The organism is Micromonospora sp. NPDC005710 (assembly GCF_040630995.1).
Classification (GTDB): Bacteria; Actinomycetota; Actinomycetes; order Mycobacteriales; family Micromonosporaceae; genus Micromonospora.
This window is the reverse complement of sequence record NZ_JBEXYP010000029.1, coordinates 24,448-48,323: the sequence shown is the minus strand read 5'-3', so window position 1 is coordinate 48,323 and position 23,876 is coordinate 24,448. Positions and strand designations below refer to the sequence as shown.

Annotated in this window: 13 protein-coding genes; 1 reads left to right on the top strand and 12 read right to left on the bottom strand. The window is 72.0% G+C overall.

The window, feature by feature from the left end; genetic code table 11:
* Positions 1-197: 197 nt before the first annotated feature.
* The 8 genes from ABZ406_RS28125 to ABZ406_RS28090 all read right to left on the bottom strand — a co-directional run bounded on the left by ABZ406_RS28125 (position 198) and on the right by ABZ406_RS28090 (position 15,979).
* Positions 198-2,186, bottom strand: a complete 1,989-nt coding sequence (locus ABZ406_RS28125; RefSeq protein ID WP_357767871.1) for an amino acid adenylation domain-containing protein — start codon at positions 2,184-2,186, stop codon at positions 198-200.
* Entirely contained in the window at positions 2,183-5,065 is a 2,883-nt protein-coding gene (locus tag ABZ406_RS28120) for a type I polyketide synthase (RefSeq protein ID WP_357767868.1), read from the bottom strand. Before ABZ406_RS28120 ends, ABZ406_RS28125 begins: the two co-directional genes overlap by 4 nt.
* Positions 5,062-8,475 (bottom strand): amino acid adenylation domain-containing protein, encoded by a 3,414-nt coding sequence (locus ABZ406_RS28115; RefSeq protein ID WP_357767865.1) that lies wholly within the window; start codon positions 8,473-8,475, stop codon positions 5,062-5,064. The genes ABZ406_RS28120 and ABZ406_RS28115 overlap by 4 nt, the downstream gene beginning before the upstream one ends.
* Positions 8,475-8,741, bottom strand: coding sequence for a phosphopantetheine-binding protein (locus ABZ406_RS28110; RefSeq protein WP_357767862.1), 267 nt, complete (start codon positions 8,739-8,741; stop codon positions 8,475-8,477). Before ABZ406_RS28110 ends, ABZ406_RS28115 begins: the two co-directional genes overlap by 1 nt.
* Complete coding sequence (locus tag ABZ406_RS28105) at positions 8,741-10,996, bottom strand: beta-ketoacyl synthase N-terminal-like domain-containing protein (RefSeq protein ID WP_357767860.1); 2,256 nt, start codon at positions 10,994-10,996, stop codon at positions 8,741-8,743. The genes ABZ406_RS28110 and ABZ406_RS28105 overlap by 1 nt, the downstream gene beginning before the upstream one ends.
* Positions 10,989-14,216, bottom strand: a complete 3,228-nt coding sequence (locus ABZ406_RS28100) for an amino acid adenylation domain-containing protein (protein WP_357767857.1) — start codon at positions 14,214-14,216, stop codon at positions 10,989-10,991. Before ABZ406_RS28100 ends, ABZ406_RS28105 begins: the two co-directional genes overlap by 8 nt.
* A 165-nt stretch (positions 14,217-14,381) precedes the next feature.
* On the bottom strand, positions 14,382-15,221 hold the full coding sequence (locus tag ABZ406_RS28095; RefSeq protein ID WP_357767853.1) for an aminoglycoside phosphotransferase family protein: 840 nt from the start codon (positions 15,219-15,221) through the stop codon (positions 14,382-14,384).
* Positions 15,218-15,979, bottom strand: coding sequence for a response regulator transcription factor (locus ABZ406_RS28090; protein WP_357767851.1), 762 nt, complete (start codon positions 15,977-15,979; stop codon positions 15,218-15,220). Before ABZ406_RS28090 ends, ABZ406_RS28095 begins: the two co-directional genes overlap by 4 nt.
* Positions 15,980-16,417: 438 nt before the next feature.
* On the opposite strand from ABZ406_RS28090, the gene ABZ406_RS28085 reads away from it, so the two are divergent.
* Positions 16,418-17,665, top strand: a complete 1,248-nt coding sequence (locus ABZ406_RS28085) for an MFS transporter (RefSeq protein WP_357767848.1) — start codon at positions 16,418-16,420, stop codon at positions 17,663-17,665.
* Positions 17,666-17,987: 322 nt separating this feature from the next.
* Here the strand turns inward: ABZ406_RS28085 and ABZ406_RS28080 are convergent, their stop codons facing one another.
* The 4 genes from ABZ406_RS28080 to ABZ406_RS28065 all read right to left on the bottom strand — a co-directional run bounded on the left by ABZ406_RS28080 (position 17,988) and on the right by ABZ406_RS28065 (position 23,875).
* Positions 17,988-19,115, bottom strand: coding sequence for a LacI family DNA-binding transcriptional regulator (locus tag ABZ406_RS28080; RefSeq protein WP_357767845.1), 1,128 nt, complete (start codon positions 19,113-19,115; stop codon positions 17,988-17,990).
* A 172-nt stretch (positions 19,116-19,287) separates the two neighbouring features.
* Positions 19,288-20,472, bottom strand: coding sequence for an RICIN domain-containing protein (locus tag ABZ406_RS28075; protein ID WP_357767841.1), 1,185 nt, complete (start codon positions 20,470-20,472; stop codon positions 19,288-19,290).
* Between the two features lie 275 nt (positions 20,473-20,747).
* Complete coding sequence (locus ABZ406_RS28070; RefSeq protein ID WP_357767838.1) at positions 20,748-22,328, bottom strand: ricin-type beta-trefoil lectin domain protein; 1,581 nt, start codon at positions 22,326-22,328, stop codon at positions 20,748-20,750.
* A 77-nt stretch (positions 22,329-22,405) separates the two neighbouring features.
* On the bottom strand, positions 22,406-23,875 hold the full coding sequence (locus tag ABZ406_RS28065) for a family 43 glycosylhydrolase (protein ID WP_357767836.1): 1,470 nt from the start codon (positions 23,873-23,875) through the stop codon (positions 22,406-22,408).
* Position 23,876 lies beyond the last annotated feature (1 nt).

Sequence of the window (23,876 nt, the reverse complement as noted above, 5' to 3'; positions counted from 1 at the left end):
GGACCGCTACCTACGTTGCGAGTGCCGCCACAGCGTGGACAACCAACGGCGCAGTTGACATCACGGTCGGCGCGGGCGCCGCGAACCCGTCAGCGCACCACCCGTCGGGTATCTGATCCGGCCGCGCCGACACCACGATCTCCGCGCTGTCGCTCGACGAGTGGCGCCACGACACCGTCCGGTACCACGGGCACTGGCTACGCCGAGGCTGACCCGACCCGTACCGGCCGGCGGACCCGGGCCGGCGGGGCGGGCAGGGCCCTGCGGTCGACCTTGCCGTTGGCGGTGGCGGGCAACTCGGGCAGCACCACGTGGCGCAGCGGCACCATGTGGTCGGGAAGCTGCTCGGCCAGGAACGCCCGCAGCGCCGCCTCACTGACGTCGCCGGCGTCGGCGTGCCGCTCGGTCACCACGTACGCCACCAGGGTCGGGGCCGCACCCAGGTCGTCGCGGAGCAGCACCACGCTGTTCGCGACGAGCGGGTGACTGTTCAGCACGGACTCGATCTCGCCGAGTTCCACCCGCTGCCCACGGATCTTCACCTGCGTGTCGATGCGCCCGCCGTAGTTCAGGTAACCCTGCGGTGACCACCAGGCCAGGTCACCGGTGCGGTACACCCGCTGGGGACGCCCGGCGACGTGCACGGTGCCGAACCGCTCGGCGGTCAGGTCGGGCCGTCCGGCGTACCCCCGGGCCAGGCAGTCACCGCCGACCACCAGTTCCCCGGGTACGCCCAGCGGGGCCAGCGCACCGTCGTCGTCCAGCACGTACGCCGTGACGTTGGTGATCGGCCTGCCGATCGGGACGGTGGGGTCGGGTTCGGGTCGGCGGCACGGCCAAGCGGTGACGTCGATGGCGGCCTCGGTGGGGCCGTACAGGTTGTCCACCCGCACCGTCGGCAGGGTGGCGGTGAGCTTGTTGACGAGCTTCGGCGGCAGGGCCTCCCCGCTACAGATCACCCGGCGTAGGGCTGCGCACGCGGCGACCCCGGGCTCCTCCACGAACAGGGCGAGCATCGACGGCACGAAGTGCACTGTGGTCACCGCCTCGCGCGCGATGACGGCGGCCATCTCCTGCGGGTCGCGGTGCGCCTGGGCCTCGGCAGTGACCAGCGTCGCGCCGGCCAGGAAGGCCCAGAGTAGTTCCCACACCGACACGTCGAAGGTGTACGGCGTCTTCTGCAGCACCACGTCGCCGGGCCCGATGCGGTACTCCTCCTGCATCCACGCCAGCCGGTTGGCCAGCGACAGATGGGTCATCTGCACACCCTTCGGCACCCCGGTCGACCCGGAGGTGAAGATGACGTACGACAGACCGTCCACCACCTCCTCCGGCGCACGGTAGCCACGCCAGTCGACGGGCGAGGTGGGCAGGTCGGCGCCGGTCAGTGGTCGCACCGCAACGGCCGGGGCTCCGCCGGCGCCGAGCGCGGCCCGTCCCTCCTCGTCGGCGAGCGCCAGCGCGGCGTCAGCGGTGGTGAGCATCAGGTCCAGCCGGGCCCTCGGGTGCGACGGGTCCAGTGGCAGGTACGCCGCTCCGGCCAGCAGGACACCGAGCACCGCGACGATCATCTCCGGGCTCCGCTCGGTGCACAGGGCGACGACCGAGCCGGGGCCCACGCCCTCGGCGTGCAGTCGCCCGGCCAGCGCCGCTGCCTCGTCGAGCAGGTCGCGGTACCTGCGGTCACGTCCCCCGCCGCGCAGCGCGACGGCGTCCGGGGTGCGCTCCGCCTGCCGGCAGATCGCCTCGTGCACGGGTGTCCGCGGGGCTGGGGTCGGCGCGGGGTTGAAGCCGAGCAGCGCAGCCCGCTCCCGGGGACCGACGAGCACCGCCTCGCGCACCGGGCGGTCGGGATGGGCGGTGAGCCATCCGCTCAGGGTGTCCAGTCGTTCCTGGAGGTGGGCGGGATGACAGTGGTCGCCGGTGAGCCAGACCGGCACCGGGCCCACCGTTCCCGCCGCCTCGCCCGGTGGGCCGGGTGTCACCAGCACCACGTCAACCGGAGACAGCTCGGATGACGGTGTCCGCGTCTGCGCGCGTACCTCGGTCATTGTCTGGTCCGGGTGCACGTGCAGCGTGTGGTCGCCGTGCGGGGCGCGCACCCTCACCGACGTCGCGCCGGAGAGGCGGTGGGCGAGCACGGCCGCCACCGCCGCCGCGTGTGCCAGGTCGGTGTGGTCGGTCATGCCGTCACCAGCTCGGCCAGGGCGCGCGGCGTGGGTCGCGCGGACAGTTTCTCCATCGGGATGCGGACGGCGAAGCGGCGCTGCACCTGGTTGACCATGCGGATGAACAGCAGGGACTCGCCGCCGACGGTGAAGAAGTCGGTGTCCGGCCCGATGTCGGGTGAGCCGAGCAGCCGACCCCACAGCTCCACGATCTCGCCCACCACCGTGCTCTCCCCGGTTGCCGCGGGAGGCGGCGACGGTTCGACGGTGTCCGGGGCCGGTGGCGGTGTCACCTCGAGCCAGTGCCGGGTACGGGCGAACGGGTACGTCGGCAGCGCCACCCGCCGTGCCGGGGTGTCGCCGCGCACCGCCGCCCAGTCCACCGTCACCCCGGCCGTCCACAGTCCACCGAGTCCGGCGAGGATGTCGGCGGCGTCGGCCCGCGGCGTCGGTCGCGGCTGTACGGCGAATCCGGGCACCCCCCGTCCCTGCGGCGTCTGCCGTGCCATGCCGGTCAGCGCGGTGCCGGGACCGACCTCGACGAGCACGGGGTCGGGTAACTCCAACGCGGTCAGCAGGGCGTCGTGGTAGCGCACCGGGCTGCGCAACTGTGCCGCCCAGTAGCCCTCGGCACGCGCCTGGCCGGTGTCGAGCAGCGTGCCGTCGACGCTGCTGACGACCGGGAGGGTGCGGGGTCGATGGGGCACCCGGTCGGCCTCGACGCCGAGCAGCCGGGCCGCGTCGGCCATCATCCGGGTGTGGAAGGCGCGCTGCGCGGGCAGCGCCCGACAGGGCACCCCGGCCGCCTCCAGGCGTCCGCGGAACGCGGCGAGCGGGGCCGGCGGCCCTGCCACGACGGTGACCTCCGGCGCGTTGCGCGCGGCGATGTCGAGGTCGTCCAGGCCCGCGAGGTGTTCCTCCACCGTGCGCGGCCCGGCCAGCACGACCAGCAGGTGGCCCTCCGGGGCGTCCTGCATGAGCCGGCCCCGGGCGGCGACCAGGCGCAGCATGTCGTCGTCGGCCAGCTCACCGGCGAGGGCGGCGGCCGGGAACTCACCCACCGAGTGGCCGATCATCGCCGCCGGGCGGATCCCCCACGACAGCAGCAGTCGGCCGAGCGCCACCTCGTACAGGGCCAGGGCCGGCTGGGTCACGTCCGTGCGGTGCACGACCCCGTGCGGGTCCTCGTCGACGAGGACGTCCCGCAGGTCCAGTCCGAGGATCGGGGCCAGCAGCTCCGCCCCGTGGTCGAGGTCGGCCCGCACCGACGGGTAGTGGTCGTAGAGGCCCCGCGCCATGGCGGGAAACTCGGCGCCCTGCCCGGGGAACAGGAAGACCACCCGGGGTCGGCGGGCCGCCGCGCGCACCCGCGCCCGGCGCAGCCCGGCGAGCGCCGCGGGGACGTCCCGCGCGGCCACCGCCAACCGGTGTGGGAAGTGCCGGCGGTACCTCTGCGCCGTCACCGCGACGTCCCGCACGGACAGGTCGGGGCGCTGCCGCACGTACTCGTGCACCTGCTCGGCGGCCTCGCGGACCGCCTCCGGGGTCCGCCCGGACAGCACGATCAGCTCGGCGGGACCGTCGGCGGCCGGTGGCTCCGGCGGGATCGGGCCGTCGGCTTCCTCCAGCACCACGTGCGCGTTGGTGCCACCCAGACCGAAGGCGCTGACCGCGGCGCGGCGCGGACCATCGGCGGCTTCCCACCGACGGGCGACGGTGTCCACAGTGAACGGCGTCGACCCGTCCAGCAGCTCGGGCCGGGCCTGCTTCAGGCCGGCGAGCGGCGGGATCTGCCGGAAGTGCAGGGCCAGCGCCGCCTTGATGAGACCGGCGACACCGGCGGCGGCGTCGAGGTGCCCGACGTTGGCCTTGACCGAGCCGATCGAGCACTGTCGCTCGCCGCGACGGAACACCTCGGTCAGCGCGGCCAGCTCGATGGCGTCGCCGACCTCTGTCGCAGTGCCGTGCGCCTCGAGGTAGCCCACTGTCGCCGGGTCGACGGCGGCGGAGGCGTACGCGCGGGTCAGCACGTCGATCTGCCCGGCGATGCCCGGCGCGGTGTAGCCGACCTTCATCCCACCGTCGTTGTTCACCGCCGACCCCTTGATCACCGCGTACACGGTGTCCCCGTCCCGGCGGGCGTCCGCCACGCGTTTGAGCACCACCAGGGCGACCCCGTTGCCGGGCACCGTGCCGTCGGCGGAGGAGTCGAAGGGCCGGCACGTGCCGTCCGGCGACATGATGCCCTTCGTCTCGTAGAGGTACCCGGCCTGCTGCGGCACCGCCACGCAGGCGCCACCGGCGAGCGCCACGTCCGAGTCGCCGCCGCGCAGGCTCTGGCAGGCCAGGTGCACCGCCACCAGCGACGTCGAGCAGGCGGTCTGCACGGTGATGGCGGGCCCGCCCAGGTCCAGCCGGTACGCGATCTTCGCGGCCAGGTGGTCCTTCTCGTTGCCCAACACGACCGACAGCAGCCCCTGCGACTCGACGACGTCGGGCTGGGCGAACACGTGGTGCATCGCGTAGTAGTTGAACCCGGCCCCGGCGAAGACGCCGACCCGACCGAACGGCCGTTCGGTGGCGAGCCCCGCCGACTCCAGCGCGGCCCACGCCGTCTGCATCAGCAGCCGGTGCTGCGGGTCCATCGTCTCCGCCTCCCTCGGAGTGATGCCGAAGAAGGCCGCGTCGAACAGGTCGGGGTCGGCCAGGACGCCGCGCGCCGGCACGTACGCCGGGTCGTCGAGCCGGTCGGCGGGCACCCCGGCGGCCAGCAGCTCGCCCCGGGTCAGCGCACTGACAGTGGTCTTCCCGGCGACCAGGTTCGACCAGTACTCCCAGACGTCGGCGGCGCCGGGGAACCGACCGGCCAAACCGACGATCGCGATGTCGTCGTTCATGAGGGTGCGCCTGCTCTCTCGGTCTGCGCGTGCAGATGCTGGGCCAGTGTCTGGACGGTCGGGAAGCGGTAGAGGTCGGTGAGCGGGATGGTCCGGCCGGCCAGCCGCTCCTGGAGCAGCCGGCGGACGATCGCCAGGCGCAGCGACTCACCGCCGACGTCGAAGAACGCCTCGTCGACGTCGAAGTCGTCGGTGCCCAGCGCCTCCACCCAGGCGCCCGTCACCAGTTCCTCGAACTCGGCCAGTGACGTCGAGCGCTGGGCGGGAACCCGGGCCGACGCGGCCGAGGTCTGCGGCGGCGCGGCCGAGGTCTCCGGCGGCACTGTCGGTTGGGCCAGTGCGCCCAGCGCCCGCAGATCGACCTTGCCGTTGCGGTCCAGCGGGAACTCGGTCACCGTCACCCACTGCTGCGGCCGGGCGTACGGGGCCAGGTCGGGCTCCACCGCGCGGCGCACGGCGGCCACGTCGACGCCGTCCGGGTCGGGCTTGAGCGCCGCGCAGAGGCGTACCCCGCTCGCCGGGTCACCGGTGGGGAAGACCACGGCGTCGCGGACGCCCGGCTGCGCCCGCAACCGGCGCTCGACGTCGACCGGCTCCACCCGGTGTCCAGCGATCTTCACCTGGCGGTCGTTGCGGCCCAGGAAGCGCAGTTGGCCGTCGGTGCCCCAGCGCACCAGGTCCCCGGTGCGGTAACGGCGTTCCCCGTCGTGGCGTACGAAGGAGGCGTCCGTCCTCGTCGGGTCGCCCAGGTACCCGTCGGCCAGACCCGTGCCGCCGGCCAGCAGTTCGCCGACGGCGCCCGGTGGGACGAGACGACCCGACGCGTCGACGACGGACAGGTCGGTGCCGTGCACCGGAGCACCGATCGGCAGCGGGTCGGGCGTCGCGTCGGCGTGCTCGACGGAGTACGTGGTGGTGAAGGTGGTGTTCTCGGTCGGGCCGTACCCGTTGGTCAGGCGCAGGCCCCGGCAGGCCCGCAACACCTGGCGCACGTGCGGCGGCGACACCACTCCCCCGCCGGTGAACAGCTGCCGCAACCCGGCGAACGCGTCCGGGCGGTGGTCGGCGACCAGGTGGAACACGCCCGAGGTGAGCCAGGCGTGGGTGACCCCGGCGGTGCTCAGGACGTCGGCCAGCCCGCGCGGCGTCGGGTCCTCCGGCGGGAAGACCACCACCGTGTCGCCGGTGGCCAGGGGCACCAGCAGCTCCAGGGTGGACGCGTCGAACGCCAGCGGGGACAGCCGCAGCATCCGCATACCCGGCCGCTCGGCGAACATCCCCGGGTCGTCGGCCAGTCGCAGCACCGCCCGGTGCGGCACGACGACGCCCTTGGGCACGCCCGTCGAACCGGACGTGAAGGAGACGTACGCGGTGCGCGCCGGGTCGCTCGGCGCCGCCTCGACCGGGTCTGCCCCGACGGGCGTCCGCGGATCGACGAGCGGGCAGTCGACGACTCCCGGCCAGGGCTCACCCACACCGAGGCGGGCCCGCGCCGCGACGGTCGCCGCGAGATGGGTACGCCACTCGGCGGTGGCGTGCTGGTCCACTGCCACGTAGTGCGCGCCGAGTCGCAGCACGCCCAGCACCGCCACCGCCTCGGCGGCCGAGCGGGGCACCTCCAGGAGCACCGCGTCGCCGGCACGCACCCCGTGCCCGTGCAGGAGACGGGACTGCTCGACCGCGGCGTCGTGCAGGTCCCGGTAGGTGAGCGTCAGCCCGGTGTGCGCGTCGACGAGCGCGGACCGCTCGCCCGCCGACTCCGCGTACGCCGCGAACCGGTGCCACACGTCGTCGGCGGTGTCGTACGTCCCGCCCGCGCCCAGCTCGCGCAACCGGGCGCGCTGACCCGCCGAGAGCGTGGTGAGGTCCCGCATCGTCGCGTCCGGGTCGGCGGTCAGCTCCCGCACCGCCGCCTGGAACGACTCGACCAGTTCCCCGGCGTCGGCGGCGGTCAGCAGAGCTGTCGCGTACTCCAGTGCGAACCGGGGACGACCCGACCACGACTGGAGGTAGAGCAGCGCGTCGAACACCGCGCCGGCGCAGTGGCCCTCGTGCACCCGCCAGGCACGGTCGCCCACCACCAGCTCGTCGGGCACCAGCTCGTGGTGGGCGGCGAAGCCGAGCTGGGCCAGCGGGTTCCGTCCCGGGTCGGCGCCGGCGCCCAGCGCGGAGACGACAGTCTCGAACGGCACGTCGGCGTCGGCGACCGCCGCGGCCAGGGCGTCGGCGATCCCGCGGACGAACTCCCGGACGGTGCTGTCGTCGGTAGCCGCGCAGCGGACCGGAACGACCCGGGTGCAGAGGCCCACCAGGCGGTCCATGCCCGCCTCGAACCGGCCCGCCGCCGGCACCCCGAGCACCAGGTCGTCCAGACCGGCGCGGCGGGACACTGTCAGCGCCCAGGCTGCCAGAGCCACCGACGTGACGGTCACCCCGCACTCCCGGGCCAACCCGGTCGTCGCCTCCGCCGCCGTGTCGTCCAGGTGGAAGGGCAGCCGGGCGCCCCGCCCGTCGGCCTCGGCGACCGGCGGCAGGTCGGTGGGGAGCGTCACCGTCCACGGTGCCCCGTCCAGGCGCGCGGTCACCCGGGTCAGCGCGGCCTCCAGCGCGCCGGACGACTCCTGCGCGGCGAGCCGGGTGCCGACCCAGTCCGGCGACGGGGCCGCCTCGGCCGGGCCGTCCCCGGCGTAGAACTCGGCGAACTCCCGCGCGAACAGTCCGACGCTCCAGCCGTCACTGACCGTGTGGTGCACCAGCATCGTGAGCAGATCGCGCCGCCCGGTTCGGGTCAGTACGAACACCACCGGCGGCTGCGCGAACGGACGCAGCAGACGCGCGGCGGCCGGGCCGTACAGGTCGTGCACGGCGCGTACCGCGTCGTCGTCGGGCAGCGTCTGGTGCAGGAGGCGCGGCTCGTAGGGCGCGGGCAGCACGATCCGGGCCTGGCGGGGGTCGCGCACGAAGCGGGTCCGCAGCGCCTCGTGTCGGGTGGCCAGCTCGCGCAGCGCCCACCGGACCCGGGCCGGGTCGAGGGGCCCGTCCGCCTCCACAGTGAACATCAGGTGGTACGGCGCGTCCTGGTCCAGCAGGTGCGCGGCCAGCATGGACCGCTGACCCGGCAGCAGTTCCCGCTCTGCCGGCTGCCGCGCGACGACGGGTGGCGCGGTGTCGACGAAGTCCACGGCGCCGGCGAGGGCCTGGGCCAGTGGCAGCGCCGACAGCAGGCGGGCGCTGTCCACGTCCGCCCGCAGCTCGCGTTGGCCCAGCGCGACGAGGGCGATGGCCTGGAGCGAGGTGCCGCCCAGGGCGACGAACGACTCGGTGGTGGCCACCGCGCTCACCTGTTCGGGGGTGCCGCCGAGCACCCGTGCGGCGAGCGGTGCCCAGGCGGCGAGGTCGGGGGCGACCATCAGGCGGTCTCCGCCGCCGGCCGCTCCAGCGGCACCTCGCTCGCGACAGTGCGCAGGTCGGCGAGGCGGGGGTTTTCCAGCACGTGGCCGAACATGACCGCGAGGTTGAGTTCCTGGCGGATCAGGGTGCTCAGGCGCAGCGCGCTGAGTGAGTGGCCGCCGAGGTCGAAGAAGTCGTCGTCGTCGTCGACAGTGTCGACGCCGAGCACCTCCATCCACAGCTCTTCGAACCCGGCCACCCAGGTCCGGTCTTGTACGTCGCGCATCAGTGTCGCCTCTCTGTGGTCGGGTCGGCTCCGGGTGCGTCCAGGTAGTGCCGGGTGGCCGCGAACGGGTAGGTGGGGGCGGGCAGCCGGCGGCGGCCGGTGTCGTGCACGGGATCCCAGGCGTCGGTGAGACCCAGCTGCCACAGCGCTCCGACGGTCGCCAGCAGGCGGGCATGCCGGTTGGCGGGAAGTGCCGGCTGATCGGCGTCCAGGTGCGGGGTGACGGTGGTGCCGACCTCGATCCAGAGCACCGGTTCGGGCACGTCGGGAGGCGGCGTCGACGTCGGAGGGCGGAGGGCCGCAGCCCGCCAGAAGGCGCTGTCGTCGGCCCGCCCGTCGATGAGCAGGGGCAGAGCGGCGGGGTGCAGGCGTACCCCGGGATCGTCGGTGTCGCGCAGCAGCGCCAGCGCGTCCGCGAGCGACATCACCCCGGCCACGACGGCGGCGGCCACCGCGCCGATGCCGTCACCGGCCAGGGCGCGGGGGGTGACGCCCCGGCTGCGCAGCGACCGGGTCAGGCCGACGCAGGCCAGCAGGCGGTCGCCGCGTTCCCGGACCGAATCGTCCAGGTCGTGGCCACGCAGCAGCGCGACGCCCTCGTCGATGGTCCGCCGGTACACCGGGTCGGCGTCGTAGTTGGGTCGGTTGCCGGTCACCGCACCGGCCCCGGTGAGGTGCAGCGCCACCCCGCGCGCCCGAGCCGCCGCGTCGACAGTGCCTAGCCGGGCGACCCCGTCGGTCACGCCGGTCAGGACGGCGGCCCGCCAGGGCAGCTCGGCGCGGCCGGTCCGCAGCGTGTACGCGAGGTCGGCCAGGTCCCCGGGGGCGGTTCCCGCCGCGAACGCGGTGACCCGGTCCAGGCTGTCCTGCGCCACCGCAGCGGTCTTCGCAGAGACCAGGACGAGCTGCGGGACGTGCCGGCGGGGTCGGGCCGGGATCGGCGGGGCCTCCTCCAGCACCACGTGGGCGTTGGTGCCGCCGATGCCGAAGGCGCTCACCCCGGCCCGGCGTACGCCGTCGACAGGCGCCCAGGGTCGGGCGGTCGTCGGCAGCTCGAACACCGAGCCGTCCAGTCGGATCGCCGGGTTGGGCGTACGGAGGTGGGCGATCGGGGGAATCGTCCGGTGCGTCAGGGCCAGGACCGTCTTGATCATGCCGACCACCCCGGCGGCGGTGTCCAGGTGTCCGACGACCGACTTGACGGCGCCCAGCGCGCAGGGTGCCCGGTCGGGCCGGGCGGAGTCGAACACCTGCCGCAGCGCCGCCACCTCGATCGGGTCGCCGAGCGCGGTGCCGGTGCCATGAGTCTCGACCAGGCCCACGGTGTCCGGGTCGACGTCGGCCACCTCCAACGCCGCCGCGATGACGGCGGCCTGACCGGTCGGGCCGGGCGCGGTGAAGCCGGCCTTGCGGGCGCCGTCGTTGTTGACCGCGGAGCCACGGATCACCGCGTGCACGGTGTCGCCGTCACGCAGCGCGTCGGTGAGGCGCTTGAGCACCACCACGCCCGCTCCGTCGCCCGGCACCGTCCCGTCGGCGGCGGCGTCGAAGGCGCGGCACCGACCGTCGGCGGAGAAGATGCCGCCGGGCTCGTGCAGATGTCCGCGCCGGGTCGGCGGGGCGACGGTGGCCGCGCCGGCCAGTGCCACGTCGGCGTCGTAGGTGAGCAGCGCCTGCGTCGCCTGGTGCACCGCGACGAGCGACGTCGAGCAGGCGGTCTGCACTGTCAGCGCCGGCCCCTGAAGGTTCAGCTTGTAGGCGATCCGGGTGGCGGCGAAGTCCTTGTCGCTGCCGATGATCACGCCCAGGCCACCGGCCGCCTCGACCGCGCGCTCGTTGGGCCACACGTTGTCCAGCAGATAGACGTTGAGCCCGGTGCCGACGTATACCCCGACCCGGTTGCCGTCGGGGGCGACCGGCGGCTGGCCGGCGTGCTCCAGAGCCGCCCAGGCGCACTCCAGCAGGATCCGCTGCTGGGGGTCCATCAGGGCGCTGTCCGACGGTGAGTAGCTGAACAGCCGGTGGTCGAAGCGGTCCGCGTCGGTGAGCACCGCGCGGGCCGGCACGAAGCCCGACCGTTCCACCAGATCCTTGGGTACGCCCCAACCGAGGAGCTGCTCGGGCGTGAAGACGCTGACGGCGTCGACACCGTCGTGGACGTGTCGCCAGAACCGGTCCAGGTCGCGCTCGGCACCGGGGACCCGGATGGCCATGCCGACCACCGCCACCGCGGCGCTGTCGTCCAGCTCAGCCACGGCCGGCTCCCACGCCGCGCCGCCGGTCGGCCAGCAGGGCGCGGCCCTGGCGGCGCTGCGCCGCGTTAGGGTCCGCGACGACGGGCGCGGTGTGCTGGAGCGCCGCCGCGCAGCCGGCGATCGTGCCGCAGCGGAAGAGGTCGGTCACCGAGACGTCCAGACCCTCCTCGGACATCCGCTGCTGGAGCGCGATCAGCGCGAAACTGTGGCCGCCCAGGTCGAAGAAGTTGTCGTGCAGCCCGACGTCGGGCCGCCGGAGCACCTCGACCCAGCAGGCCCGGATCCGTTCCTCCAACCCCGTGCCGACCACCGCGGCCGGTGGCCGCGACGGCGCGGTGGCCGTCCGTGCCGCGCGGCTGTCGGTCAGCAGGCGGGAAAGGTCCACCTTGCCGTGCGCGGTGAGCGGGATGGTCGCCACGGTCAGGATCCGCGACGGCACCATGTACGCCGGCAGGGTCTCGCGCAGGTGCGCCCGCAGGTCGTGCTCGGCGTCCGGGCCGATCCCGTGGACCACGAACGCGACGAGTTCGTCGTCCTCGGCGGCCACGGCGCACGACCGCACCGCGGGGTGGGTGAGCAGGGCGCCCTCCACCTCGGCCAGCTCGACGCGGTATCCGCGCAACTGCACCTGCGTGTCGTTGCGGCCGAGGTACACCATGCTCCCGTCGAGACCCCACTTCACCACGTCGCCGGTGCGGTACATGACCCCGCCGCCGTACGGGTCGGGCGGGAACCGCGCCTCGGTCAGCTCCGGGTTGTCCAGGTAGCCGTGCGCCACGAGCGCGCCGCCGCAGTACAGCTCGCCGGGCACGTTGAGGCCGGTCGGCCGCAGCTCCTCGTCGAGGACGTAGCAGCGCGCCGACGGCAACGGCACGCCGATGGCCCCCTCGGGGACCCGGGGCACGTCGGCGGCCGACGCCTGGAAGATCGTGACGTGGATCGTGCCCTCGGTGATGCCGTACATGTTGACGAACACCGTTCGCAGACCCGGCGCGTCCGCGATCAGCGACGCAAGCCGCGACCAGCTCAGGGCCTCGCCGCCGAGGACGACGTAGCGGATGCGGGAGGTCTCGGCCTCCTCGAGCGCCCGCAGGTACGGCGGCAGCAACCGGTAGAGCGCGCCCGGGGTCTGGAACAGCACGGTGACGGCCTCGCGACGCACCAGCCGGGCCAGCCGTTCCCGGTCCACCAGGTCGGCCCGGTCGGCGATGACCAGCCGGGCGCCGGTGGTCAGCGCGCCCCACATCTCCCACACCGACGCGTCGAAGGAGAACGAGCTGGCCGCCAGCCACACGTCGGCGGCCGTGACGTCCAGGCCCGCCGGGGTCGGGCTGTTCAGCGCCGCCAGGCCGCCGTGCCCGACCAGGACCCCCTTGGGTACGCCGGTCGAACCGGAGGTGTAGATGACGTACGCCGGGTCGTCCGGCCCGGGGAAGGTCTCCTCGATCACGGAGATTCCGTCGAGGGTGTGCGCGTCGGCCAGGAGGATCCCGCTGTCGCGGGTGAGCGCCGCGGCCGCCTCTGCGGTCTCCGGGTCCACCACGAGCACCGCCATCCCGGCGTTCGCGGCGATCAGTTCGAGGCGCTGGCGCGGGTAGTCCGGGTCCAGCGGCACGTAGACGCCTCCGAGCTTCCACACGCCCAGGATCGCCGCGACGACCGCCGGTGAACGCCCGAGCAGCAGCCCCACCCGGACACCGGGGCGGACACCGCGGTCGGCCAGGCCAGCCGCGATCCGCCCGGCCCACCGGTCCAGCTCGGCGTAGGTGATCTCGACGTCCCGGTGGCGTACGGCCACCGCGTCCGGGGTCGCCGCCACGTGGTCGGCGAAGCGACGCAGCACCGACGGGTGCGTGACCGGCCCCGACGCGAGCGGCGGGTTCACCCCCTCGGTGAGCTGCGCCCACTCGGCCTCGTCCACCATGGACGGCTCCCGCTGCTCCTCGTCGACGATCGACCACAGGAACGTCAGGTAGTGCGTGAGCAGCGTGCCGACGGTCTCCGCCGTGAACAGCTCGGTGCTGTACTCGGCCCGCAGGAACGGCACGTCGGTGGAGACGTCGAGGGTCAGGCCCAGGTCGAACTTCGTGACGTCGATCTCGACGTCGACCTCGGTCAGCCGTACCCCGGCGAACTCGGGGAACGCGAACGGGAAGTTCTGCACCGTGAGCGAGGTCTGGAACAGTGGCGCGTGGCTGAGCTGCCGCTCACCCACGGTGGCCCGCACGATCTGCTCGAACGGCACGTCCTGGTTGGCGAAGGCCGCCATGCTGGTCCGTCGTGCCCGGTCCACCAGCTCGGTGAAGCTCGGACGGCCGGACACGTCGAGCCGGATCGGCAGCGTGTTGACCAGACAACCGACCAGGCGCTCCTCGGCGTCGTCCATCCGGTTCGCCACCGGAACGCCGACCACCACCTCGTCCTGACGCGCGTACCGGGACAGCACCGAGGCGTACGCGGCGAGCGTCACCGCGAACAGCGTCACGCCCCGCGCCCGTCCCCACTCCCCCAGCCGCCGCACCAGTTCCGGCTCGACCGGGCGGCGCAGCACCGCGCCGGTGGTGCCGAGCACGCTCGGGCGGGGGAAGTCGGTGGGCAGCGCCAGTTGTGGTACGTCGACCAGCGCCGCACGCCAGAAGTCGAGGCCCGAGCTGTCCCGCCGCCACGTCTCGTGCTGCCGCTCGGCGTACGCCAGGTAGGACTCGGCCGGCTCGTCGTAGGCGGCCACCGAGCCGTCGACAGTGGCGTCGTACTCGGCGGCCAGGTCCCGCAGGAGCAGACCCACCGACCACCCGTCGCAGGCGATGTGGTGCACGAGCACCGCGAGGCCGTGCTCGTCCGGGCCCCAGGAGCGCAGGAAGGCCCGTACCACCGGGCCGTCGGCGAGGTCGAAGGGCTGCCGGGCCTGCTCGGCGACGAGCGTCCGCAGGTGGGCCTCCTGGGTGGCGCGATCGACCCACCCGTCGGCGGTGATGTCGACGTCCACACCGGGCGTCGACGACACCCGCTGGGTGAGGACACCGTCGACCACCGCGAACGTGGTGCGCAGCGCGTCGTGCCGGGCAACCACCCGGGTCAGGGCCGTGCAGAGGGCCTCGGGTCGCAGCGCACCGCGAAGGTGCACCGCGAAGGCCACCACGTACGCCGGGTTTCCGGGCTGGAGCTGATCGAGGAAATAGAGGCGTTCCTGGGCGAAGGAAGCACGACCGGTACGAACCATGCACCGATCGTGCGGCCCGGCACGTCCCGCGCGGCAGAGCACGTACTCCTGCCCCACCAGGAAAAGCTCCCGGTCGCGTCGGCGACACGTCGACGCGGGTCCCCGGGCATGGCGCGGCCCCGGCCCGACGCGGGTTGCCGTCGGACCGGGGCCGCGGTCGGCCGTTCAGTACTCGCCGCGCCCGAAGGCCGCCAACTCGGCGGAGTGCACGGGATTGCTGACGTACGTGGCGCCGATCGGGGCAGTCACCCGGCACCAGGCGTCGAGCCGGCCCACGTCGATGCCGGCAGCGCTCGCCAGCTCGTCGCGGCGGCGCACCATCTCCGCGCGGTCCAGACCCTCCAGCACGTAGTCCACGGCGTCGAAGCAGGGGTCGCCGGCGCACGCCATCGGGTCGATCGCCACCAGGCCCCTGCCTCCGCCGCTGAGTACGTTGCCGAGGTGCAGGTCCCCGTGCAGCAGCACGGTGTCGGTGGGCACCGCGAACAGGTCGTCGCGCAGCCGCTTGGACCCGCTCAGGTCGGCGCCCCGGCGCGTCGCCGAGTTGAACAGCACGTCGATCCAGTCCGCCAGTTGACGGGGAGCGGCAGCCGGGTCGCCCGCGCCGTGCAGATCGGTGAGGAAGGCGGCGTACTCCCGCGGTGAGGGCGGCTGCGGCATCTTCTCCACGAGGGTGCCGGGGTGGATCGCCTCGAGCAGGACCGCGCCCTTGGCCGACTCCCGCACCGCCGGCACCCGCCCGCTGGAGGCGAACTGGCGCAGCATGTCCACCTCCTCCCGCACGGCGTAGCTGTCCGGGGACAGCTTGAGCACCGCGTCGCCCAGCGGGCCCACGCACCGGAACACCACCGAGGAGTTGCCGGACTTGAGCTGGTCACCGAGAGTTAACTCCCACTGCTCGACGAGGTCGTCGAGCCGCTGGCGCAGCGTGCCCACCCAGCGGTGCGCGGCCCGGCCGAACCGTGGCTCCAGTCGGTTGGCGATCGCGTCCAGGTCCAGGCTCATCCCGCGCACCCCCGCACCGACCGCGCGCCGGCGTACGCGGCCGCGCCCGGCGCCGCGACACCACGTCTGCCGGCCAGCAGAACGCTGCCACCGGGCACCAGTGGTGCGTGGAAGCCGGGCGGCCCGGGGCGCCCCAACCGCGCCCGACGAGCGACCTCGATCGCCTCGTACCGGTCAGAAACGTTCAATTTACTGAAGATAGTGGAAATATGATTGCTGACCGTTTTCGGGGACAGATTCAGCTTCGCGGCGATCGCCACGTTGCGCATACCCGAGGCAATCAATTCCAGCACCTCCCGCTCACGGGCTGTCAGCTCCGGGAAGAGCTGCTGGTTACGGGGCTCCAGGCTCAGTTGCCCGATGAGCTTGTCGGCCACCCGGGGGCCGAGGATGACCTCACCCGTCGCGAGGCCCAGGATCGTCCGGACGATGCCGTCGCCCGGGCAGCTCTTGAGCACGTAACCCCGGGCGCCCGCCCACATGGCCGCGAGGATCGCGTGTTCGTCCTCGACCGCGGTGAAGACCAACACCGCTGTCGAGGGCGACACCCGGTTGATCTCCTGGATCGTCACCCCCGCCTGGAACCCTGGCAGCTCGACGTCGAGAACGAGCACGTCGGGACGTGTGGCGGTGGCCAGCGCCATCGCCTCCCGCGCGGACGCCGCCTCACCTGTCACGGCGACCTCAGCCGATGGCGACAGCAGGGCGTGCAGGCCCTTGCGCACCACCGGCTGAGCGTCGGCCAGGACCACCGTCACCGCGTCGGATTGTGTCTCCGCCGTGACTTCCTCCGGATGCCGCCTCGTGTTCCGAGTCAGTTCCGAGGCCGAGCCAACGCTGACCATTTATCCACCTCACCCCGTCCGAACGGCCCGCGGTGTCTTAGTCGCGCGGGGAAACGCCGCGGTAGCCCCGAGCCCGCGTCGTGATGAACATCTACTCACGGCCAACAGAACAACACAAGAAGTGATCCCGGGAACGGGCTCGGTCAGCCTTTTGACCCATCGAGAAACCGAACCGAAATTTCCGTCCTGGGCCCTGGCGAGGCCGTCCACAGCGGACCTTTTCGCGGGCGGCCGACGCGCCGCCGACCCGGGAGTCCACGGGGGAATTTCCCGGCCGACCCGGGACGTCGTCCCGTACGCGCTACACCTGTCGCCCTGTCCGCCGGACACCGCCGTCGCCAGGATTGACCCATGTCCTTGTCACGAGTGACCGACGTTCTCGCCGGCCTGGTACCGACCGACCCGCTCCGCAGGAAGCTGATCGCGATCCGACTGGCCGAGTCCATCGGTAAGGGAGTCTTCCTCAGCGGCAGCGTCGTCTACTTCACGCTGCGTGTCGGACTCGACGCCCGGCAGGTGGGCCTGGGCCTGTCGGCCGCCGGCCTGTCCGCCTTCCTCTCGTCGGTCCTGTTCGGTGTGATCGCCGACCGGGTGGGCGCCCGCCGCCTGCTCGTCATCCTGTTCGCCGCGCTGGCGGTCGGATTCGGGCTCTACAGCCTCGTCGACAGCGCGACCGCCTTCTTCGCGCTGGTGGTCACCGTCGGCTTCCTCGAGTACGGCACCGGCCCGACCAACGGGGCCCTCATCGGCAACCTCGTGCCCGCCGAGGAGCGGGTGAAGCTCAAGGCCATGATGCGGTCGGTGTTCAACATCGGATTCAGCATCGGTATCGGCGTGGCGGCCGTCGCCGCTCTCAGCCAACGGCTGCTCGTGCTGATCCCCCTCACCACTGCCGCGTTGATGGCCGGCGCCGCGCTGCTCGTCACCCGCCTGCCCGACGTGCCGCCGCGTCCCGCACCGGTGGGCTTCAAGCGTTTCGCCGCAGTCCGCGACCCACGCTTCCTCGCGGTGATCGGCGTCTCGACGATCCTCGCCTCGCACGTCAGCATCATCCTGGTGACGTTGCCGCTCTGGGCGCTCAACCGCACCGACCTGCCGCACTTCCTGATTCCTCTGCTGCTGATCATCAACACCGCGTTCGTCATCCTCTTCCAGGTACGGGCCAGCCGGGGCGCGGACACCGTGCACGGCGCTGGTCGGCTCGCCCGGCGCTCCGGCTACTGGCTGGCCGGCGGCTGCGCGGTCCTGGCGGTGACAGCGCTCGACGACAACGTGGCCCTGGCGTCCGTGGCGATCGTCGCCGCCGTGCTGATCCTCTCCGTGGCCGAGGTGATGCAGGCCGCCTCCGGATGGGGGCTCGCGTTCGGCCTCGCCCCCGAGCACGCTCAGGGCGAGTACCTGGGGGCGTTCGACCTGCACGTGATCACGCAGAACATCATCGGCCCGGCGGCACTCTCCGGCCTGGTCATCGCCTTCGGCTTCTGGGGATGGCTGGGCATCGCCGTCGCCGCGCTCGTCGGATCGGCGCTGATCATTCCGGCCGCCAACCGGAGCGCTGTCACGCTGGTCAGCGAGACGGTCCCGGTCTCCACGACCTGACGCTGCCGAGGCCGAGGCCCATCTCCAACCGCAGGCGCAGATGCGCCGCACCGGAACAGCCATCGAGAGCCAGATCGGACGAGCCGCTCCCAGATCGCCGATCTAACGACCTCGTGCGTGGTTGGCCGTAGCTGGGTCGTCTCATCGGATGGACGGCGGGCCTGCGGCCGAGGATGGTCCTGCCCTCGGTCGCGGCGCCGGTGAGGGTCCAGTCGTGGGTGTTCTCGCCCGAGCCGTACACGGCGCGTTGTCCGCCGGGGCCGGTGAACGCGGCGCACCAAGCCCGAGCCTCCCAGCACGGGCTGAATCGGCAGGACACGCCCTACGCGCAGGGCCGGGCCGCCGTGACGCCCGACGGTCTTGGGTCACCGCTGCCGCGCGGGTCGGGAGATGGCGCCGTACTACGCCTGATCAGCAGTTCAGGCACGAGCAGCTGCCGTCTCGACGTCGAGATTCGCTCGGGCTGCTCAAGTCGGGACAGCAGGAGCCCCAGGCTGAGACGGCCCAGCTCAGCGAAGTCCTGGCACACCGTGGTCAGCGGCGGCAGGTAGTGCGCGCCGTCGGGTGTCCCGTCGAAACCCACTACGCTGACATCTTCGGGGACCCGCCGACCGGCCTCGTGCAGTGCCCTGAGCACGCCGAGAGCCAGCTGGTCACTGGCGCAGAAGACGGCCGTCACGCGCGGATCGGCGGAAAGCCGCTCGCCCTGCTCGTACCCCGCCCGAGCGCTCCAGTCCCCGGACATCACGGCAGGGACCGGCCGACCCGCCTCACGCAACGCCTCATGCCAACCCCGTAACCGCTCGCTGGCCTCAGGCCAGTCGTCCGGACCTGCCACGTGGTGGACGGTGCGGTGCCCGAGGTCGAGCAGGTACCGGGTAGCCAGCCGCGCCCCGGCGACGTTGTCGATCCGCGCACTCGGCACCGCATCGATGCTGCCTCCACCCACTGTCACGCAGGCCATCCCCGGTGATGCCTCAGCCAGCGCGCCAGCCATCGCCGACTTCGGCGCGATGGCGATGACCCCCTCGACCGACTGCTGGCACAGCCAGTCGACCGCGTCGAGCACCGACCGACGATCCAGATAACGAACACTGGCAACGCTCACGAAGTAGCCCGCCGCCCGGGCCGCACCCTCAATTGCATACAACATCGAGGTTGGCCCGAACAGCGGACTCTCGTAACCGATAATCCCCAACGTGCCAGAACGCCTCGTGACTAACGCACGAGCAGCAAGATTTCGCCGATAGTCCAACTTCCGCATCGCATCCAACACCCGCTGCCGAGTCCTGGCCGACACGTGTGGCTGCCGGTTAAGCACCCGAGAAACCGTCTGAGAAGACACCCCCGCCAGCTTGGCGACGTCACGCATGATGGGCCGCCCGCCAGGTCGGGTCGAGATTTCCGACCCCGGGCCTCCCACCACCTCGGGGCCGTTCACCTCACCCACAAACCACCCCTCCTCGACCTCAGTTCGTTCATGGTCCAGCTCCGGAAGATGGCCGCCGAGAAGGTCTCGGCAACCCGGCCGCCGCCCCGGTTCCGGCGCAGGCCGGCGGCCGGGGCGGCAGGTTTCGACTGGTCATAAGTGCCGGGCCGCCAACGCGGGCGTCCTCATCACGTCATTGGACGGGTCGACGGGTGAAACGCTGGTTGGGGTTGCCGGAGTCGGCGTACTGGGAAATGCGGGCGCTGTCGACGGTCGAGCGTTCCCACACGTCCATCACAAGGCCGGACTGCCGGTTGGTGAGGCTGACCACGCCGCCCTGGTCGGCGATGCGCCACTGCTGGCGGGCGGCGTTGGTGTCGGGCTGCTGGGTGATATCGGCGCCGCTGGTGTTGTTGGCGCACTCGAGGACCAGGCCGCTGTGGCGGGCCTTGATGCGGACGTAGCCGCCGCCGGCGTCGAGGAATGTGAACTGCTGGTGCTGTCCGCCGTTGCTCGACCACTGCGCGAGGGTGGCGCCGACGGAGGTGGAGGCGCCCGTGATCTCGGCGACCTTACCGCTGTGCTGGGCCACGAGGGTGTAGTAGCTCGTGGTTGGCGGCGGCGGGGTCGAGCCGGGGATGAACTCCCATCTCGTGGTGGATGACGTCGCGTCGGCGGTGAGGCGGTCGCGGGCGGTGGTGTCGTCGTACAGGCTCCACCGCATCCAGTCGATGAAGGTTCGCATCGATAGGGCATTACCGAAGAAGTTGCCGTGGTCGCCGCCGACAAAGGTGAGGAACGCCTTGGTCGCGGGCAGCTCCGCATATGCCTGGCGGGCCGACGAGTACGGGCAGGTGGGGTCACGGTCACCGTGGATGAACAGCACGTTGGCGCCGACCGCGCCGCTCGGGTTTCCCATATCCACGCAGGACATCGGGACCGCGGCCTTTATCCGGCGGTCGGGAAAGGCGGTCAGCATCGCGTGGGTGGTCATTCCGCCCATGGAGTGCCCGGACATGCCGACGCCGGCGGTGGTGTCGATGTGGCCGGCCAACGGATCGTTGGCGGTGTTCAGGGCCAGGGTGCGGGTGATGGCCTCAGAGTTGTCCCTGGGCAGTTCGCCGTTGTACGTGTCACCGATGCCGACCGTGGGCACGCTGACGGCGGGGACGATGAAGCCGGCCGCGGCCAGCGGGCGGATGACTGCTAGGGCGCCCTGCGGGGTGCCGCCGAGGCCGTGCTGGTAGGCGCAGACGGGGAAGACGCCCAGGGCGACGGGGGCGTTGTTGATGGGGTTACCCCCGGGAGTGCCGGCGGCGGGGTAATAGACGAAGGTGGTGATCCGGCGGGTGCCACGCATCCAGTTGTACTGGCGCACGCCCACAGCGAACGGCGTGGTCGGCGCGGCCCGGAGCGGACCGACCGTGTCGGCGCTTGCCGGCCAGGTACCGAATACGGATCCCGCGCCCACTGTCGCCGCTCCGACAACGCCTAACCTGAGAAAATCGCGTCTCTGCATGAGGATCGCTCCTTACGATGTGTTCGACTAGGGGTGGCATTCCGTGTTTCCGCGGCAACTAAAGACGGATCTGCGGTGGCCGGCAGGTACGGACTTCGCCGGACCGGATGCCGCGCCGCCGGCCTTGCCGCGAGTTACTGCCGGGTCCACTTCTGGTTGCTGCCGCCTGCGCAGTCCCAGATCTGCACGCGCGTGCCGTTGGCCGTGGCGGCACCGTTGACGTCCAGGCACTTGTTGGCGCCCACAGCGGTTACCGTGCCGTCGGCGTTGAGCCGGAATTGTTGATTGGACTGGCCGTTGCAGTCCCAGATCTCGACCGCAGTGCCGTTGGTCGTGCCCCGGTTGTAGACGTCCAGGCACTTGGTGCCGTTGTAAACCCGCAGCTCGCCTGCCGACGTCTGGGTGAATCGCTGGTTCGCGCCGCCGTTGCAGTCCCAGATCTCGGCCAACGCGCCGTTGATCTGCGACGCCCCGGTGATGTCCAGGCAGCGGCCCGACCCCTGCCCGCGCAGTCCGAAGCTGGTGCCTGGGTCGGTGGTGCCGCCGCCGGTCACGATGTACATGGCCGCGCCGTGTGCCGGCACTGAGGCGCTGATGGTGCCGCTGGTGGTAGTGCTCGTGTGCGCCCACAGGTCGCGCACCGAGTAGCTCGACGCGGCGCCGAGCCCGATCTGGGAGGCGGAGGTGGAGATGGTGGCGGCGCTGGACGCGCGGTTGAGCAACACGACGGCCATCGACCCGTTGGACATCGGCTTGGTCCAGATTTCGGAGTTGCCGTTGTCGACGATTCGGTTGCCCTGCCGGCCGCCCCAGTCCTGGTTGACGGCGATGACCTCGGTGTTGGTCAGGATCGACCGGGTGGTCGCGCTCATGGTGCGCAGGTCGTTGCCGGCGATCAGCGGCGCGTTGAGCAGTGCCCACAGGCTGAAGTGGGCGCGCGACTCCGTGTCGGACAGGCCGTTGCCGACCTCGAGCATGTCCGGGTCGTTCCAGGCACCTGGCTTCGACGCGCCGGCGTAGCCGGGCTGGGAGTCGAGGATGCCCATCACCGAATTCCAGTTGCCCTGGATGTCACCGGTGTTGCGCCACGAGTTGCCGGTCGCGGCTCCCCACTGCGCGACGTTGTCCTGGCCCCAGTTGCACAGCGCGAACAGGATCGGCCGGCCCGAGCGGGCCAGCGCGTCACGCATGGCGGTATAGCGCTGCTGACCGCTCTGCCCGCCGTGGTCACCGCAGTTGTCGTACTTGAGATAGTCGATCCCCCACGACGCCCAGGTGTTGGCGTCGCGCTGCTCGTAGCCAAGACTGGCGGGATAGCCAGCGCAGGTGGTGGTGCCGGCCGAGGAGTAGATGCCGATCTTGAGGCCCTTGCCGTGGACGTAGTCGGCGAGTGCCTTCATCCCGTTCGGGAACTTGGCGCCGTCGGGCACCAGGTTGCCACTGCCATCACGGCTGCGCTCCGACCAGCAGTCGTCGATGTTGACGTACGAGTATCCGGCAGCGGCCATGCCGCTGGACACCATGGTGTCGGCGGTCTGCCGGATCAGGCTGTCGTTGACGTTGCAGCCGAAGCTGTTCCAGTCGTTCCAGCCCATCTGCGGGGTGCGGGCGAGCCCGTTGTCCAGGGCCTGAGCCGGCGCGGCGATCGCCAGGACCACGGGTACGGCAGCGGCGACGAGTGCCGCGGCGAGCGCGATGCGGAACGGTTTACGCACGTTGTTCTCCCTAAGGGGGTAGGAGGGGCGAGAGTCGCGCACTGGGCGTAGCGGCGCGACCGGTCCTCGCGCTCGTGCTATTCGCCGGATGGCCCAGTCAGCGTCGTGCCCAGCCGCGCCGGCGTCCCGAAGTTGGGCGTACCGTCGGTGTTCCAGGTGAACTTCTGGGCGCGGGTGGAGCGGTTCATGTCGCACCCGCCGGAGGCGGAGTCGTTGGCGTGGTAGACGATCCAGTCCTCCGTGCCGTCCGGCGACTTGAAGAATCCGTTGTGGCCGGGCGCGAACACACCGTTCGAGTCGCTGCGCTGGAACACCGGGGTGGACTTCTTCGTCCAGTGGGCCGGGTTCAACGGGTCGGTGCCGGTCAGGGTGAGCAACCCGAGCTTGTAGTCCGGACCCCAGCACGCGGAGGCCGAGTAGACCACCATCACCTTGCCGTTGTGATAGAGCGGTTCGGGCCCTTCGTTGACCGCCCCGCTCTGGCGTTCCCAGGACAGCGTCGGCGAGGAGAGCCTCGACCGTGAGCCCTGCAGGGTCCAGGGGTTGGACAGCCGTTGGATGGAGTTGCTCTGCCCGGCGCCGTCGCCGCCGTAGGTCGCCATCAGGTAGAGGCTGCTGCCGACCTTCAGCACGCTGGCGTCGAGGGACCAGTCGCCGCCGAGGTCGGCCTTGAAGGTGTACGGGCCCATCGGGTCGGTGCCGGCCGATTCGAGGACGTGCAGCCGTTGGGTGGGGTTGTAGTCGGGGACGTTCCGGCCGGCGGTGTAGTAGAAGTACCAGCGGTTGCCGTTCGGACCGTTGATCAGGTGGAACTCCGGCGCCCACATGTTGCAGCAGCCGTTGGCCCGCCCGGCCAGGTTGAAGATGACCTGGTCGGGTGCGCTGGCCAGGCCGCCAAGCGTCGTCGATCGGCGCATGGTGATGGTGGAGTTCCACGTCGTGGTGGCCAGGTAGTAGTACCCGTTGTGGTACTGCAGCCACGGGTCGGGGCCGTTGCGCTTGATCGGGTTGGTGAAGGTGCGGGTGCCACCGCCGCCGAGGGCGACGAGCTGCCACTGCTGGTTCGTGCCGTCGAGGTCCTGGTACTGCGAGACTTTCGCCCCGTCGGCGGTGGACCGTTCCCACACCTCGAGGGCCTTGCCGCTGTTGCGGTTGATCAGCCGGACCTGACCGCCGGCCGAGTCGGCGAGCCGGAACTGCTGCCGGGAGTCGTTGCGGTCGGTGTTCTGCACCAGCTGGACGCCGTCGGCGGCGGTGGGCAGGTCCAGCACTTTGCCGCTGTGCACGGACTGCAGCCGGTACCAGCCGCTGCCGGAGTCGAGGAACCGCCACTGCTGCCAGGCGCCGTCGTTGCGGGTGTACTGGTTGATCGCTGCGCCGTCGGTGGTGGCCAGGTTGTAGACATCGAGGGCCTTGCCGCTGTTGCGGTTGACCAGCACGTACGACACGTTCGGTTGCACCGTGGCAGCCTCGGCGGCCGGGGTGGCGATCGCCGTGCCCGCCGCGGCGAGCATCGCCACCACCCCGGTGACCAGGATTCTGCGCATC

Excerpts from the sequence above, each read along its gene's own strand:
- ABZ406_RS28120 (WP_357767868.1), bottom strand. The coding sequence starts at position 5,065 with ATGAACGACGACATCGCGATCGTCGGTTTGGCCGGTCGGTTCCCCGGC.
- ABZ406_RS28110 (WP_357767862.1), bottom strand. The coding sequence starts at position 8,741 with ATGCGCGACGTACAAGACCGGACCTGGGTGGCCGGGTTCGAAGAGCTG.
- ABZ406_RS28115 (WP_357767865.1), bottom strand. The coding sequence starts at position 8,475 with ATGGTCGCCCCCGACCTCGCCGCCTGGGCACCGCTCGCCGCACGGGTG.
- ABZ406_RS28100 (WP_357767857.1), bottom strand. The coding sequence starts at position 14,216 with ATGGTTCGTACCGGTCGTGCTTCCTTCGCCCAGGAACGCCTCTATTTC.
- ABZ406_RS28095 (WP_357767853.1), bottom strand. The coding sequence starts at position 15,221 with ATGAGCCTGGACCTGGACGCGATCGCCAACCGACTGGAGCCACGGTTC.
- ABZ406_RS28085 (WP_357767848.1), top strand. The coding sequence starts at position 16,418 with ATGTCCTTGTCACGAGTGACCGACGTTCTCGCCGGCCTGGTACCGACC.
- ABZ406_RS28125 (WP_357767871.1), bottom strand. The coding sequence starts at position 2,186 with ATGACCGACCACACCGACCTGGCACACGCGGCGGCGGTGGCGGCCGTG.
- ABZ406_RS28065 (WP_357767836.1), bottom strand. The coding sequence starts at position 23,875 with ATGCGCAGAATCCTGGTCACCGGGGTGGTGGCGATGCTCGCCGCGGCG.